Consider the following 15034-nt stretch of genomic DNA (forward strand, 5'->3'; position numbering starts at 1 on the left):
AAAATAATCATCTATTGTTCTTTGGGACGATAAATGACTATTTTGTTATGGCCTGTAATTTTGATCTTTGTCCCGCATATAAGCCTGCTATAACCAATACAGTACCAATAACCGTATAAATGGTAACCGGCTCGTCCATTAACCACCAGGCAAAGAAAAACCCGAAAAGCGGGCATAAAAAAAGCCATAACGATGCACGGACAGTGTCAAGGCGAAGCAGATAAAACCAGCAAATCAAACCCACTACAGATACAGCAAGGCTCAGCCATAAAACAGAACCCCAAAATGTTATGTCCCAATGTGCTGCGCTAAAATCACTAAAAGAAATAGTGAATGGAAGTAAAAATATACCTCCCAACATAACCTGCCAGCCATTAATAAGCAAATTAGGCAATTCCCATTTCACGCTTGCATAGTATACACTGGCAGCGGAAACGGCAACCATACTGATCAAAAGCAAGGAAATGCCTGTCAATGTTGTGAAACTGTTTTTTAGTAAGGGATAAGTCGCAACGGCCACTCCAGCCATTCCAAGTACAATCCCCATCCATTCTGCTTTTGCCGGTTTTCTGTGAAGCCACCAGGCAGATAATAAAACAATGATCAGAGGATTTGTCGAAACTGCAAGACTTCCGATTCCGGCAGCTGCGTACTTCATCGCACACACGTACAAGCCGAGATACAACGTTGTATTCATAAACCCGAACAAAGCAAGCTGCCTGAATTCATTTCGACCAGGAAGACGAAATGTCGGATCTTTTTTAAATCCGTAAGAAAAACCGAGCAGTAGTATACCTGCAATAAAAAAACGAACGTTTGCTAATATCAAAGGAGAAGCAGACTGAACACCAAACTTGGTTGCGACCGAAGCAGAGGCCCACAGAATGGAAAAGACAAGACCGATTAGAATATTTTTCACTTTAAACCATAATTATGTTTCAAAAATACAAGAAGCATTTCGGCTTCGATCTCTCTTTTTTATATTTTTGAAGATGATTAGTAAAAAAAATGCGAAATGGCTTTTTGTAATTCTTCTTCTTAGCCACTATTGCGATCCCGTTTTTTCACAGACCCAGTGGACTTATGATTTCAATAACGGCCTTTCTCCGATGGAAAAAGGTGGCCCGGTTTTGCATAAACTCGGTCAGTCAGGGCAATTTATAAAAGAGAAAGTTCCTGGAAGCGGCGAAAAAGGTGTTCCGGAAATTATAAGAACGGTTTATCAATTTGAAAAAAATAGCGGTTTACAATTTGACAATAAAGAAGCGAATGGATTTCTGAACAAATCTTTCACGATTGAAATCTATTTCAAACTGAATGAACTTGATAGCTGGAAACGCGTTCTGGATTTTAAAAACCGTAAAAGCGATTACGGAAGCTACATTTACGACGGGAAATTAAATTTTTACGATTTTGCCATTGGTGAAAAAGCACCGGTAAAAGCCAATCAATATATCCATTATGTCTATTCCCGCGACTTTGATACCAAAGCCATTAAAATGTATGTAAATGGTATTTCAAAAGTTGAATTTAAAGATCCCGGGACGGAAGGCATTTTAGATAATGAGCAGGTTTTGAATTTCTTTCAGGACGATCTGGTAGCAAATCATGAGGCAAGTGCCGGTTCGGTGGCTTTGATCCGGGTTTATGACCGCGTAATGACCCCTGTTTTTATCAGAAGAAGTTACCAGACGATAAGCCGGGCACCCAAAGAAGTGACTGCTGAAATTGAAGCTGTTAAACAAGAAGCCAACCCAGTTGAAAAAGAAACACCAGTCATTAATACCAATCTTGTGCAGGTTACCGGAAAAGTGTTTGAAGGAAAGAATCTTGCCGCTGTTGAAAATGCAGATGTTTCGGTTCGTAAAATGAATAATGATTCGCTTGTTGCACAAAGTAAGGTTCATAATGGCTCCTATGCATTTCAGTTGAAGCCGCATGAATCATACAAAATTTCCGTGCAGGCCCAAGGTTATCAAACAAAGAGTATCCCGGTAAGAACCACAGGCAGGGCAACAGAAGTTAAATCTCTGATCAGCCTGAGTCCGGAAACTTTTGACAGTCCGTTGGCAACTTTATTGTTTACACAAAGCACAGAAACACTGGAAAATCCTGCAAAAACACAGCTTGATTCGCTGGTCTCCTACTTTCAGAAAAGAAATGATCTTAAAATTATGTTGAAAGGCCACACCGATAATATCGGAGATTTTGATAAAAACCTCTTGCTTTCCAATCAGCGCGTGCAGGTTGTAAAAAATTATTTATTGGAAAGAGGAATTCCAAATGATAGAATTCAGGGTGTGGGCTACGGCTCGACCAGACCCAGTCAAAAAAATCAGTCGGAAGAATTAAGAAAACTAAACCGGCGGGTTGAAGTTTGGGCGGAGCCTATAAAAAGATAAAGCCATCTCATAAAGACGGCTTTATACTGACTATTCCTAAACCCTTAACCTTTTCTTATCTTTATATTTACCTAAATTAAAGCATACTAATCATATACTGCTACTCAGGTTAAATCATTTTTTCTATTCCAAATAACAAAGCTCTTTTCCAATATCAACGTTCACCTTCCGACTTGCCTTGTCAATTTATTTTAAACTGATTTCTGAAATTTAATTTCTCAGTTTAAAAGATTCCCTTCTTTGACGTTACCTTATTAGACAAAGTCACATTCATCTCAATAATACTCCAATTTTTTTTCTTATCAAAATCAGATATTTACTGATTCAATATACGAAGCAAATCGAACTTCAGTTCACAAGTTAAATAATTATGCCCCATTTTTTTTATCAAGAGGCTTCAAAAACCTATAAACTAGTAATCCTAATTCCTAAACCAAGCACAAATATAATACTATCCGCACGAAACTTCATGGATTTATTCAATTCCTATCGCCTTAAATCGATATACAAATATCACAATAAATTTTGATATTACAAATTCTATTAAAACTTGAAAACAAAATAATGTTTGGAATAAACGATTAAAAAAAAAGCCTACTTCATCATTTTTAGCACTTTATGAAACAATAAATAGAATATTATTTTATCTGCATTCAAAAAACCAAATAAATTACATTCTTAAAATATTTATATATCTTTAAAAAGTACAATCATTGATTATAATTATTCATCGCATATTGTATCCCCAAAGTACAAAACGAAATAACCATCTCACCAGCACTATCCAGAAAAATAGGCAATTCAGCCATTTCTTCCTTGGAAAATGCTTTTAATACATAATCTACTTGCCTTCCGCGAGGAAAATTATTTCCTATCCCAAATCTCAGTCTGGGATACTCAGAAGTGCCCAGAATTTCCTCAATATTCCTCAAACCGTTGTGTCCGCCATGGCTTCCTTTTGGTTTAATGCGCAATGTTCCAAAGGGTAATTGCAGTTCATCAACAATAACCAGCACGTTTTCTTTTGGAATTTTAAACTGATCCATATAATAACGGATTGCTTTACCACTCAAATTCATAAAAGTGGTAGGCTTAATAAAATAAAACTGCCGTCCTTTATGTTTCCATTCAGCTATAAATGCCAGTTTTTCGAAAGAAAACTTAAAATCATTTTGTGCAGCCAGCCTGTCCAGCACCATGAAACCAACGTTATGGCGTGTAAATGCATATTCAGGACCAATATTCCCAAGTCCTGCTATCAGGTATTTCATTGTTGTTTTATTAAATTATTATGATCTGCGGAAAAATTAATAAGTATGTGGCAGATCGTTATTTTTATCAATTATTTCCCGGAAACGGAACAGGGAGAATTTGTGGCCAAAATTAAATGAATAAGCCGTAAGAAAGAAAATAACTTATTAAATGACGTTTTTTTACTGCCAACCAAAGGATAATATTGAGTGATTCTTTATTGACATGTTGTACATATTGCACCGAAAAGTTTTACATTTCATAATTGTGAGCTTAATTTAGGCTTTAATTCAGTAAAATTACAAGATGTCCATCAAACGACTTATTTTAAGCAGCCCTCTTTTAGAGATCATGACCAGCCGGTTGTGCCAGGAACTTATTGAGAATCATCAGGATTTTGATAATTCCGTTATCATGGGCCTTCAGCCAAGAGGAATTTTCTTTGCAGAACGCGTTGTTGCTGAATTGCGGGAAAGAACCGGAAAAAATATTCCGTTGGGCCATCTTGATGCTACTTTTTACAGAGATGATTTTCGCCGCCGTGACTCCCCTCTTCTGCCCAATAAAACAAATGTTCCTTTTTTAATTGAAGGCAAACGCGTCATTCTTATTGATGATGTCCTGGCCAGCGGACGAATGGTACGTGCAGCCCTCGACGCTATGACCGCATTTGGCCGCCCAAAAATGGTTGAACTGATGGTATTAATTGATCGTCGCTACAACCGCGAATTACCTATAGAACCGGATTATGTTGGCATGAAAGTCAGCACGGTTGAAAGTCAGCGCGTACAGGTTGAATGGAAAGAACAGGGTTTTGAAGCCGATCATATCTGGATGGTTGATTAATTGTTAATTATTAATGGTTAAGGGTTAATGCATAGCCGAATCCCTGGTACCGGATCTTCAAGATTCTCTTTAAAACCTTACTTCAAAAAGTCTAATTATTTATAATATAGGCATTAGTTGTTAATGTACCTCCGCTCAAAAGCCTTAACCATTAAAAATTAACCCTTAACAATTAATCATTAACAATTACCTTGGTACATCATTACTTTCGCGGTTTTCAGCTTTCTGAATTCCTTCTGTTTTGTATGTCAGTTTATTGATGTAGAAAACTTCACGCCCTAAGCCAACTGTTGAAGGTCCGACACGCTGCATGCCATAGGCCAGAAAATATTGTCCGTACCAGGGTGCCAGATATGCATTTTCGTTTGTCAGTACCTTATCTGATTCTGATTTGGCCGTTATTTCAAATTTTTCATTTTCTACAACAACTTTACTCCTGTTGATAACTTCCGTATGAATTGTTCCCTCTTGCGGATAAGCCAGAATGAAATAATCATTAACAGGCGTCAGTTGAACCATTTCCTGTAACTCAAAACTATTCAGATCTTTTATTGGGATACAATTATCCCATTTAAATTTCCCGTTACGGTCAAACCCGCAGACTATGGCATGTGTGTAGCGATAGCCTTCAATGCTGCGGCCTGAATAAGGCCTGTTTATTCCATTTGTAATGATTGGCGATCCTGCACGCTGATTAGGATAATAAACTTCGGCAACAAGCACAATTTCATCTTCTGTCTGGATTAATTCATGCACCAACAGACGGTAGCGGAACCGGTTTTCTTTCCCCAGACTTTTACGTTTTCCAATACGTTCCATCACACGTTGCCGGCGTTTTGGCTTCATAAAATTGAAAAAGTTTTGAAGTTCCGAAAACTCTATAAATTCCGGAGCATCCGGTTCGTTATCTGTAATATGTGTAATATATAAACCTTGCGAATAAGGTGTACAACCAACAGAATAATTTCCGATCAAATAAGAATCATCCTGATTTAAGGGGACAATCTGCCCCGAAATAAAGCTGTTCTTTGGATCGCTTAGCGAAGTTTTCTTTACAAGTCTGCCCTCGTATGAGTATGTTTTTATTTCAAAAACACAATTTTTCTTGCGGTAAGCGTAAGTGATAACGTTAATAATTCCATCCTGTTCATTAATATCAACATTGTTCAGCTCCGTATTTTTTTCATACAATCCCGGTAAAACTTTGGAGGTATGATCGAAAAAAGAATGTATCACAACCACAGGGCGTGAACGGTGATAACCGGCTATAACTGCCTTACTGCCAATTACTTTAAACTGATGCACATCTATTCCAGAGAGAAGATCTCCCTTGAAAGTTTCAATGGCCCCATCCATAAAATTCATTTGGATAAACAGGAAATGATCTGTATCCGGCTGCGCAAAAAGCCAGTATCCATGATCTTGCCCCTGATGGGCCATGACAGGAGTATAACGGTTATCGAGCTTATAGTTAACTCTCCAGACAGGATTCAGTGAAATGTCGTATTTAGTAAATTCCCAGGTTTCGTTACGGTTTCCAATAAAATCATCCCCTCGAACAAGAGATATCAGCCCTCCGTTTCCCAAAGTAAAAACTTCAAAAACCTCGGAACGCGAGGAGCTTGTTGGAATTTCAAGACGATCGGATTGTTCTAATTGTGCCCAAACCCTGGAAGGTACGGCCAGCCAAAGTTGTATGATCAGACAACTTTGAATCACAAATAGTAAACGGTTCTTCATAAGTTCTTGCTCCGGGGTGTAAGTCTGTTCAATATTTACCCTAATTTTGCATCAAAAAGAATAACATAATCATTAATATATAAATATTTTTATTCAAATAAAAACTTAGATGATTGTTATGTCGATTTTGATTAACAATCTGAAATACTATAAAAACAATATTCATGACGATTGAAGCCATAATTAAAGCAGACATTCAAAAAGCGATCCTGAAAAATTTCGATATCACAGTCGATGATATCCTTTTGCAGCCTACCAAGAAGGAATTTGACGGATTTTACACCTTCGTAACATTTTCCTTAACCAAAGCTACACGCCGCGCTCCTGCGGAAATCGGACAGATCATTGCCGCTGATCTTGAAGAAAATTCATCGATTGTTGACAGCTGCAATGTCGTTCAGGGATTTTTGAACATCAGCCTTAACGATGAGACCTGGCTGAATTTATTCGGCGATATTATTTCTGACGCTGATTATGGTGATTCGCCGGCGAACGGGAAATCTGTGATGATCGAATTCTCGTCGCCAAACACCAATAAACCTTTGCATTTAGGTCATTTACGCAATGATTTCCTGGGCGATTCTCTTGCAAGGATTTTGAAAGCCTGCGGATATGATGTTGTAAAAACCTGTCTGGTAAATGACCGTGGAATCCATATCTGCAAATCCATGCTTGCTTACCGTGAACTTGCAAACGGAGAAACGCCGGAATCTTCGGGTCTGAAAGGTGATCATTTAGCCGGAAAATATTATGTTCTTTTTGACAAAGAATATAAAACACAAATAGGTGAGCTCGTAGAAAGCGGCATGACAGCTGAAGAAGCCGCGAAAAAAGCACCGTGGATTCTGGAAGCTCAGAAATTGCTTTTGTTATGGGAACAAGGTGATGAAGAAACGGTTGCGCTTTGGAAAAAAATGAACAACTGGGTGTATGACGGTTTCAATCAGACATATAAACAGATTGGTGTTACTTTTGACAAAACATACTATGAGTCTAATACTTATGTTTTAGGGAAAGATATTATTGAGGAGGGATTACAAAAAGGAGTTTTCTTTAAAAAAGCAGATGATTCTATCTGGATTGATCTTACGGCAGAAGGACTTGATGAAAAACTGGTTCTGCGTGGTGACGGAACTTCTGTTTATATCACCCAGGATATCGGGACAACGGAATTGAAATTCGCTGATTTCCATAATGACCGTTATTTGTGGGTTGTTGGAAACGAACAGGATTATCATTTCAACGTTTTGTTTGCCATTTTGAAACGACTTGGCCGCCCGTATGCAGACGGTTGTTATCACATCAGCTATGGTATGGTAGATTTGCCATCCGGAAAAATGAAATCCCGCGAAGGTACGGTTGTGGATGCTGATGATCTTGTAAACCAGATGATTGAAACGGCTGCTAAACGTACGCAGGAACTAGGGAAAATTGATGATTTTGACAGTGAAGAAGCAACGGCTTTGTACCATACCCTGGCGCTTGGCGCATTGAAATATTATCTTTTGAAAGTTGATCCTAAGAAAAGAATGCTTTTCAACCCGGAAGAATCAATTGATTTCCAGGGACACACAGGCCCATTCATTCAATATACCTACACACGAATGCGTTCTATCATGAGAAAGGCGGAACAATCCGGTATTGAAATTCAATTGCCTCCAAAAAACTACGAACTGCATCAGGTTGAACGTGAATTGATTTATACCTTAGCTCAATTTCCACTACGGGTTCAGGCTGCGGGTAACGAATTTGCACCATCGGTTGTATCTTTTTATATGTATGAACTGGCCAAAGTTTATAACCAGTTTTATGCGGAAGTTTCCATTTTTGCAGATAGTGATCCTGTCGCAGTAAAATTCCGTATCGCTTTATCAAAAGTAGTTTCAGAAACGATTCATAAAGGTTTAGGGTTGTTAGGAATAAATGTACCTGAAAGAATGTAAAAGCATTTTTTTACGTTAATTTTATAGTGACAACCACGACTAACAAAAAAGCATTTTTTCTAAACATTTTTAATTCCAACTTAACCAAATTGAATTGTTATGGCCTTGCTAAAATCAGTACTTATTATGATGACAACGCTATTCACCGGCATCTTTGCTGACAAAAGTGAAACAGCGGTAAAACCAGCGGAATCTATGACTGCAAAACAAACTTTGTACGACTTTAAAGTAAAATCTCTTGTTGGTGAAAAAACGATTGATTTGAGCAAATACAAAGGTAAAAAAGTAGTTATCCTGAATGTTGCTTCAAAATGCGGATACACAAAACAGTATGCAGATTGGGAAAAATTCAACAAAGAACATGGCGACAAAGTGGTTGTATTAGGTTTCCCTGCTAACAATTTTGGTGGCCAGGAACCAGGTACAAGCGAAGAAATTGCTACGTTCTGTTCAAAAACATACGGCGTTTCTTTCCCTATGTTTGAAAAAGTTTCAGTACTTGGTCCGGATCAGGCTCCAATTTATAAATGGCTGAGCACAAAAGAATTGAACGGCTGGAATGATAAAGTTCCTACCTGGAATTTCTGCAAATATGTGATCAACGAAAAAGGAGAACTGACCAACTTTTTCGCATCAAAAATATTGCCTACTGACGCTGAGTTTCTGACTGCTGTTGGTATTTAATTCCAACTTTAATAAAACACACACGACATGAAAGAAATACTTGAAGCCAAAAGGCACATCGAAAATGCAAAAGATATCCTGAGCGAAAAAGCCCGAAAAGAAAACGGCTATTACCAGGATCGCAAATATGTGAAAATGGCTGGCCACACAGCTTATTCAGGTGTACTTGTAGCATTGGATGCAATTTTAGGTGATAAAAAGAAAGGCCGTAAAAGTGTAGAATGGTATAAGGAAGAACTGGCTAGACTGGATAAAAAGATCCTCTCTTCATTTCTTGCTGCTTATGACACTTTACATTTGGCGATGAGTTACGATGGAAATTTAAGTTCCGAAGTTTCTACCGCCGGCTTAAAAGACGCAGAGAAAATAATTGCCTGGGCTGAACAAAAAGCCCAGGCCTGATTTTAAGATTATAGTAAAATGAAATTTTGGATCGAAGCAGCCCGGCCCCGTACATTGCCTTTGGCACTATCATGTATATTAATGGGCTGTTTTTTAGCAGCATCAACGGGTCAGTTTAGCTGGCCCGTTGCTTTGTTAAGTGTACTTACAACCACACTTTTACAAATACTTTCCAACTTTGCCAATGATTATGGCGATGCAGTAAATGGAAAAGATACCGAGCTTCGGGAAGGCCCCATAAGAGCGGTTCATTCTGGCAATATTGCGGCATCGACCATGCTGAGAGCTATTATTATTTTTTCAGTACTGTCATTAATTTCTGGCATTTCCCTGTTATTTATTGCGTTAAAAGATGCGCCAGCCAATACTTTCTGGGTATTTCTGGGAATCGGAATTGCGTGTATCATCGCTGCCATTACCTACACCGCAGGCAAACGGCCTTACGGCTATGTCGGCCTCGGCGACTTATCTGTTTTAATATTTTTCGGTTGGGTCGGCGTGTTGGGAAGTAGTTATCTGCACACGCATGTCTGGAACTGGGACTTACTTTTGCCTGCAACAAGCTGCGGACTTTTTGCGGTTGGTGTTTTAAATATCAATAATATCAGAGATATTGAATCCGACAGAGCTACCGGTAAAAACTCAATCCCGGTCCGGCTCGGACGGGAAAAAGCGATTCTTTATCATTGGGCGATTTTAAGTATTGGAATGCTTTGTGTATTGATTTATACGGTACAGCATTTTTCAAGTTACACCAGCCTTATTTTCCTTCTTAGCTTCCCATTTTTTATCAAAAATGGCCTCGCTATTTCCAGATTAAAAAAGGCTAGTGAACTGGATCCATATCTTAAACAAATGGCGCTCTCGACCTTGCTTTTTGTTATTCTTTTTGGAATAGGCGTTATTATTTAGAGAGTATTATGAATCATTTGGTTATGAATGATTCATATGCTTTTCCTAAAATTGAATATCCTTTTGCATTCGGATGCAGTCCGTCTGAGAAAAGCGACTCGTCAATTTTTCCATCTTTACCCGCCAATACCAGGCCCGGATCTACATAATTCACATTTGCTGATTTGGTCAGCTCTTTCAATTTTGCGTTCAGCTTCGCAACACGCTCTTCCTGTTGCCTTCTTGGATAAATTCCCGCCATTGAGATATTCGCCTTAGGCTGACGATATTTCATCGCCTCAATCAGCATTTGCCAGCCAGTCAGAATTTCCTCATCCGAGTTCATTTGAAGATTATTAGTACCGATGTTTACGAAAATCTGTTTGGCTGTAAATCCATCCAGTTCACCATGGTAAACACGCCACAGAACATTTTCAATCCTGTCCCAGCCATATCCCATATTTCTGGCATTTACCCCAAAAGTTTTATCCCAGGAATCGGCTCCAGTAGCCCGCGGACCTTTTGGAAGTCCACCCCAGAAATGTGTTATCGAATTGCCAATTACAACAATTTTCGGTTGTTCTGATTTGTTTGCATTCAGTATTTCAAAATGTCTTTTTTCCCAGTCATAGTTGGCAAGCTCACGCATTTGTGTACAAGGAATAGTAGTAGAAACCGTTCCCTCAGGCTCACGTAAAATCTCCCTGATTTGCTTTTCATAAGCCTCTGCATAACGCATCATTCCTAAGTCCGTGGGATGCGTACCATCCACCATAGTTTCAATATCCTGATGGAAATCTTCTTTTGGAATAAGATAAATCCCGGTTATACCTTCCGATTTCAACTGTGCAAATGCCTCTTTCAAAATAACATTGACATCCTGATAACTTTTCCGGCTAACAGCGTTAATCGCCTCATCCGTATAACCGTCGTGCTCGGCCAATACGATTGGCGTTTCGGGCCGCTTTGCCCTCAATACCCGAACCCCATCCAAAAGTCTTTTCTTAATCTCGTCTGTTGGAATATTGACGCTCGCAACAAGATTTGGAAGACAATCCAGAATATAAATTTTAGCGTCAATTTCCGAAACCAGATCGATCAGTTCTTTTTCCATTCGTCCGTTTCCTGAAAAGCCGAGATTAATTAACGGATCATCCAGTTTCCGTCCAAGAATTGCCGTCCACGCCATTCCGGGACGAGAGGCGCAGGCACCTTGTGCAATAGAAGTTCCGTAAACAACAACAGGTTTGTCTGGCCTAACTGGCAACGGCTCAAACCGGGTTCCTTCCGGCACTCCGATTTCCAGCCATTTTACATTGTTGTAGAGTGGTAAAAAAAGCCGGTATTCTCTGCCCAATTTATGGGTTGGATCAACCGGTTCTATATTTTTAAAATTGTAAGTTATTGTATCTCCAAAAGCATACTTTCCCGCGCACCAGCGCCAGTCGCCATCATTTGAAATGGCATATAAATCCACCCCGCTCACACCGGTTGCCGGCATATGCGGCAATGCCTGTTTTCCTCCAACTGCATATCGGACTCTGATTTCCCCCGAATTAGCCCGAAAACGAATCATCACACCGGCCGTCTGGGTAGATAAATTCCAAACCTGCTCCCTAACAATTTTCTCTGCACGGGCAGGCAGGCGGTCATATTTATTTTTCACTTCATCAGGCCAGGCTTGTCCTTCCAAAACAGGAAAAGAATTATTCGCAGGATTCCACCACGTGAATGCCGAAGTTTGTGCGGAAACAAAATGGCTAATAAAAGCAAGGAAAAGGAAATAGAAGAATTTTGATTTCATAATAAAGAAATAGACACTGTTGGATGGTTACAAAAGTGTCTGTTCCGGTGTTTCTTACTATAATTCTTATTGTATTATTTATTTTCCTTCACCACATAATTGCTTTGGCTAAAGCCGTGGGCCTTTTGGATACTCAGAAACTCAAGGCAAAAGCCCTGGGTTACGCACTATCTACATACCACAAGGTTTAGCCACTGCTACCAATTAAAATATGGATCCATAATTCCAGCTCAAACCACCTTGCCACCCCAACCAGGCATATCCATTTTGACGCATCTTAAATCGCATAAATCCTTTATCAGAAAATGACTGATAATTACTTCTAAATTCCTTTTGTTCAGAATAAAACATCGAGAAAGCCGGCCCGGCACTTAGAGAAAGCGATTTACTTAACTTGATATTAAGCCCGGTTTGAAAACGATAAAGAACAGGCAGATTTTTCCATGTTCCCAGATAAATATTTTGATCCGTAATTTCAGTATTCAGCGTAAGATTTTTGTTAATTTTAAATTCCCTTCCGATACCAAAACCGAAACTATATGCCCTGCTCCCACCAACGTACGAACCAACAGTAAAAATATTATAGAGCTTTTTACTTCCTGATTTCCAGGCAATATTTAAAGGCAGTAATTCATTTCCGTAAACAGAAATTGTTCCCTTACCGTTTTTCACAATATTGAGTAGTCCGAAACTGTAACCTGAGGAACTGTCTGCGAGATTTACTACACCAATCTGAACACCTTTCAGATTTCTTGCATAATTGAATAAACCAGCGAGCTGCAAACCACTTGTTTCTTTTTCGCTGATGTTACCAATCCCGCTGATTTGCGGGCCCGAAAGATTTTCATTTGCCAAATTCAATCCTCCGCTAAGCTGAAAGCCATGCATCGTTTTCAAACTTTTATTAAACAGACCGCTGACTTGCCCTCCGTGCATTTCTCCATTCACAATATTTGCTACACCAGAAACCTGCACACCGTTTATATTTCCCGAAACCTTGTTAAAAATACCTGAAACCTGTGCCCCTTTTAAATGTTTGTTAATAACATTGCCAAAACCCGATAACTGCACACCTTGCAGCGAATCTAAAATTTGATTGTAAAGACCTGCCAGCTGTACACCCTTCAATTGTCCGGCAACAGAATTGAACACGCCGGCAGCCTGGAAATACCTGACATTTTTTTTAGAAATATTAAAAAGCCCCGCCAGTTCAACACCATTAACTCCGGCAGTATAACCTCCATAAATATTCAGCGAAAACTTATTGGTTACCTGAGAACTCAGTTTTCCATGTGTGCTCAAACCCGGGGTTAACGAAACCTGATACGGAAGTGAAACAAAAAACTTCCTAATATTTCTGCTTTGTAAACGTAATTTGGAAGAAACAAAGAGCCTGGCCAGCCATGAATTCCCTCCTTCAGAGTATTTTACAATTAACGGATCCAGATCTATTGCTTTGGGATAAATAATGATTTTCATCCCGGAATCATGTGGAACATTGATAACGATGGAAGTATCGGCATAACCAATCTTACTTATAGTCAATGTCAAAGGGAAATTTTTATCTTTTAGCCGAAGTTTGAAAAACCCTGACTCATCCGTTAACGTGGAAATAAATTGCTGTTTTGAATAAACACTCGCATAGTCAGCTTCCTTTCCGGTTTCACTGTCAAATACCTGGCCGGTTATATAATTATATTTTTCTCTTACAGGTCTTTGAATAATAACATAATCGCCGGTTTCTTTATATTGATAATTCCCTGAAAGCAAAGCATCTAAAGTCTGCCTGAGAGATTTGGACGACGACGAAAAAGTTACAAGACTATCTCCAGGAATAAGATCACTGTTATAGGAAAAATTAAATTTCCCCTGCTCACTTATAGACTTTAAAACCTGGGAAAGCTGTTTATTTTTTATATCAATTGAAATTGTTCTGCTTAGTACATTTTGGGCACGTGAAAGGGTTAACATCAAACTCAATGTTATCAGTACCGCCAATCTGAAAAGAGTATGAATCCGGTTCATATCAAAAGTTGTACTTGTAAAAGCCAGATACTTAATATTCCGGATCAAAGTTATAATTCTCTCAATCAATTTTCATATCACACCAATTGGCTAAACTAAATTCTACTGATTTAAAATTATGACAACCGACCTTGACTTTACCCCTATTTCTTTTTGAGAAGTATGCTCTCAAAACATAAAAAAGGCCGCAAAATATATTTGCAGCCTTTCTAATTTTTTCAAACTCTGTTAATTGAAATCAAGGTTTTTTACCCGCTTTCAAAGAGTCTTTTTTATTAGCTTTAAATCTTTTGTCCGGTGTCCCGTCTTTTTTCAAATTTTTGTTTTCAGCATAACGTTTGTCAAGCGTACCATCTTTTTTCAATTTTGCTCCTGGCTGAGCAACGACGGCATTTGTTTTAACATCCACCTTGGTTGTGCTTGCTGCCTTATCGGTTTTCTTCTTTGTTACCGTTGTTTTTACCGCGGGTGTTGCAGTTTGAGCAAAAGTTGTTCCGGTAATGGCAAGGAACAAAATCAACATAATCGCCTTCAAATTTTTCATTTCTAAGTCTGTTTTTAGGTGTGACATTGGGATTAACTACGGCTAATATACGAATTAGTCTAAAAGATTATTCGTAAGTAAATGCACTTACAAATACGATTAAAATTTTATTAGACAATTCTCACTCACTCCCTCACTCTTTTTTACTAAAAAAGCCATTCCGGAACAATCAAGTACGTTATTCAATTTTTTATTTCAAATTATATAAGAGTATGTTTTGGATTGTATTAAACTAACAATGAGAGCCAGTCGTTAAACTTGTTGAATCTCACCTCAAACAAGTTTTAATGAAAACGAATTTCACAGAAATGACTGACTCTCAATGGCAATTTGTAGAAAAAATAATTGACAACAAAAGATCAAGAAAACATTCCTTGCGAACCATAGTAAATGCCATATTATGGTTAAATGAAACTGGTGTTCAATGGCGGAATATAGATAGCAAATATCCTGCTTGGCAGACAATTTACTATCATTTTAGGCAATTTAAACTACGTGGGAT

13 protein-coding genes are annotated in these 15034 nt (G+C 38.5%); 7 read left to right on the plus strand and 6 right to left on the minus strand.

The window, feature by feature from the left end; genetic code table 11:
* Window positions 1-37 precede the first annotated feature (37 nt).
* Window positions 38-919 (minus strand): DMT family transporter, encoded by an 882-nt coding sequence (locus tag FDK13_RS09190; protein ID WP_137339669.1) that lies wholly within the window; start codon window positions 917-919, stop codon window positions 38-40.
* Window positions 920-992: 73 nt separating this feature from the next.
* Between FDK13_RS09190 and FDK13_RS09195 the strand changes: the two genes are divergently transcribed.
* Window positions 993-2402, plus strand: coding sequence for an OmpA family protein (locus FDK13_RS09195; protein WP_137339670.1), 1410 nt, complete (start codon window positions 993-995; stop codon window positions 2400-2402).
* A 710-nt stretch (window positions 2403-3112) separates the two neighbouring features.
* Here FDK13_RS09195 and pth read toward each other — a convergent pair.
* Window positions 3113-3673 carry an aminoacyl-tRNA hydrolase gene (pth, locus tag FDK13_RS09200; protein ID WP_137339671.1) on the minus strand — a complete coding sequence of 187 codons (561 nt, stop codon included), beginning with the start codon at window positions 3671-3673 and terminating at the stop codon, window positions 3113-3115.
* Window positions 3674-3959: 286 nt separating this feature from the next.
* Here pth and pyrR point away from each other — a divergent pair, with 286 nt between their 5' ends.
* Entirely contained in the window at window positions 3960-4499 is a 540-nt protein-coding gene (gene pyrR, locus FDK13_RS09205) for a bifunctional pyr operon transcriptional regulator/uracil phosphoribosyltransferase PyrR (RefSeq protein ID WP_137339672.1), read from the plus strand.
* 186 nt (window positions 4500-4685) lie between these two features.
* Here the strand turns inward: pyrR and FDK13_RS09210 are convergent, their stop codons facing one another.
* Window positions 4686-6239, minus strand: coding sequence for a hypothetical protein (locus tag FDK13_RS09210; RefSeq protein WP_229215978.1), 1554 nt, complete (start codon window positions 6237-6239; stop codon window positions 4686-4688).
* Window positions 6240-6403: 164 nt separating this feature from the next.
* On the opposite strand from FDK13_RS09210, the gene argS reads away from it, so the two are divergent.
* The 4 genes from argS to FDK13_RS09230 all read left to right on the plus strand — a co-directional run bounded on the left by argS (window position 6404) and on the right by FDK13_RS09230 (window position 10180).
* Complete coding sequence (gene argS / locus FDK13_RS09215; RefSeq protein WP_137339673.1) at window positions 6404-8182, plus strand: arginine--tRNA ligase; 1779 nt, start codon at window positions 6404-6406, stop codon at window positions 8180-8182.
* A gap of 126 nt (window positions 8183-8308) precedes the next feature.
* A complete protein-coding gene (locus FDK13_RS09220; RefSeq protein ID WP_229215979.1) occupies window positions 8309-8866 on the plus strand; it encodes a glutathione peroxidase in 558 nt (185 codons plus the stop codon).
* Between the two features lie 27 nt (window positions 8867-8893).
* On the plus strand, window positions 8894-9268 hold the full coding sequence (locus FDK13_RS09225; protein ID WP_137339675.1) for a DUF5618 family protein: 375 nt from the start codon (window positions 8894-8896) through the stop codon (window positions 9266-9268).
* 18 nt (window positions 9269-9286) lie between these two features.
* Window positions 9287-10180: a 1,4-dihydroxy-2-naphthoate polyprenyltransferase gene (locus tag FDK13_RS09230; RefSeq protein WP_137339676.1), complete on the plus strand. Its 894-nt coding sequence runs from the start codon at window positions 9287-9289 to the stop codon at window positions 10178-10180.
* Window positions 10181-10193: 13 nt separating this feature from the next.
* Here the strand turns inward: FDK13_RS09230 and FDK13_RS09235 are convergent, their stop codons facing one another.
* The 3 genes from FDK13_RS09235 to FDK13_RS09245 form a co-directional block, all read right to left on the minus strand.
* On the minus strand, window positions 10194-11963 hold the full coding sequence (locus FDK13_RS09235; RefSeq protein ID WP_137339677.1) for an SGNH/GDSL hydrolase family protein: 1770 nt from the start codon (window positions 11961-11963) through the stop codon (window positions 10194-10196).
* A gap of 204 nt (window positions 11964-12167) precedes the next feature.
* Window positions 12168-14057, minus strand: a complete 1890-nt coding sequence (locus FDK13_RS09240) for an STN and carboxypeptidase regulatory-like domain-containing protein (protein ID WP_170982754.1) — start codon at window positions 14055-14057, stop codon at window positions 12168-12170.
* Between the two features lie 169 nt (window positions 14058-14226).
* Window positions 14227-14532 carry a hypothetical protein gene (locus tag FDK13_RS09245; protein WP_137339679.1) on the minus strand — a complete coding sequence of 102 codons (306 nt, stop codon included), beginning with the start codon at window positions 14530-14532 and terminating at the stop codon, window positions 14227-14229.
* 287 nt (window positions 14533-14819) lie between these two features.
* On the opposite strand from FDK13_RS09245, the gene FDK13_RS09250 reads away from it, so the two are divergent.
* A partial coding sequence (locus FDK13_RS09250) for a transposase (RefSeq protein ID WP_137339680.1) occupies window positions 14820-15034 on the plus strand: 215 nt, incomplete at its 3' end.

Origin of the sequence: Dyadobacter frigoris (genome assembly GCF_005280585.1) — a bacterium.
GTDB classification, from domain to species: Bacteria; Bacteroidota; Bacteroidia; order Cytophagales; family Spirosomataceae; genus Dyadobacter; species Dyadobacter frigoris.

Bases quoted from the DNA above. Each gene is read 5' to 3' on its own strand.
- FDK13_RS09195 (WP_137339670.1), top strand. From the start codon at position 993: ATGATTAGTAAAAAAAATGCGAAATGGCTTTTTGTAATTCTTCTTCTT.
- pth (WP_137339671.1), bottom strand. From the start codon at position 3,673: ATGAAATACCTGATAGCAGGACTTGGGAATATTGGTCCTGAATATGCA.
- pyrR (WP_137339672.1), top strand. From the start codon at position 3,960: ATGTCCATCAAACGACTTATTTTAAGCAGCCCTCTTTTAGAGATCATG.
- FDK13_RS09210 (WP_229215978.1), bottom strand. From the start codon at position 6,239: ATGAAGAACCGTTTACTATTTGTGATTCAAAGTTGTCTGATCATACAA.
- argS (WP_137339673.1), top strand. From the start codon at position 6,404: ATGACGATTGAAGCCATAATTAAAGCAGACATTCAAAAAGCGATCCTG.
- FDK13_RS09220 (WP_229215979.1), top strand. From the start codon at position 8,309: ATGATGACAACGCTATTCACCGGCATCTTTGCTGACAAAAGTGAAACA.
- FDK13_RS09225 (WP_137339675.1), top strand. From the start codon at position 8,894: ATGAAAGAAATACTTGAAGCCAAAAGGCACATCGAAAATGCAAAAGAT.
- FDK13_RS09230 (WP_137339676.1), top strand. From the start codon at position 9,287: ATGAAATTTTGGATCGAAGCAGCCCGGCCCCGTACATTGCCTTTGGCA.
- FDK13_RS09235 (WP_137339677.1), bottom strand. From the start codon at position 11,963: ATGAAATCAAAATTCTTCTATTTCCTTTTCCTTGCTTTTATTAGCCAT.
- FDK13_RS09245 (WP_137339679.1), bottom strand. From the start codon at position 14,532: ATGAAAAATTTGAAGGCGATTATGTTGATTTTGTTCCTTGCCATTACC.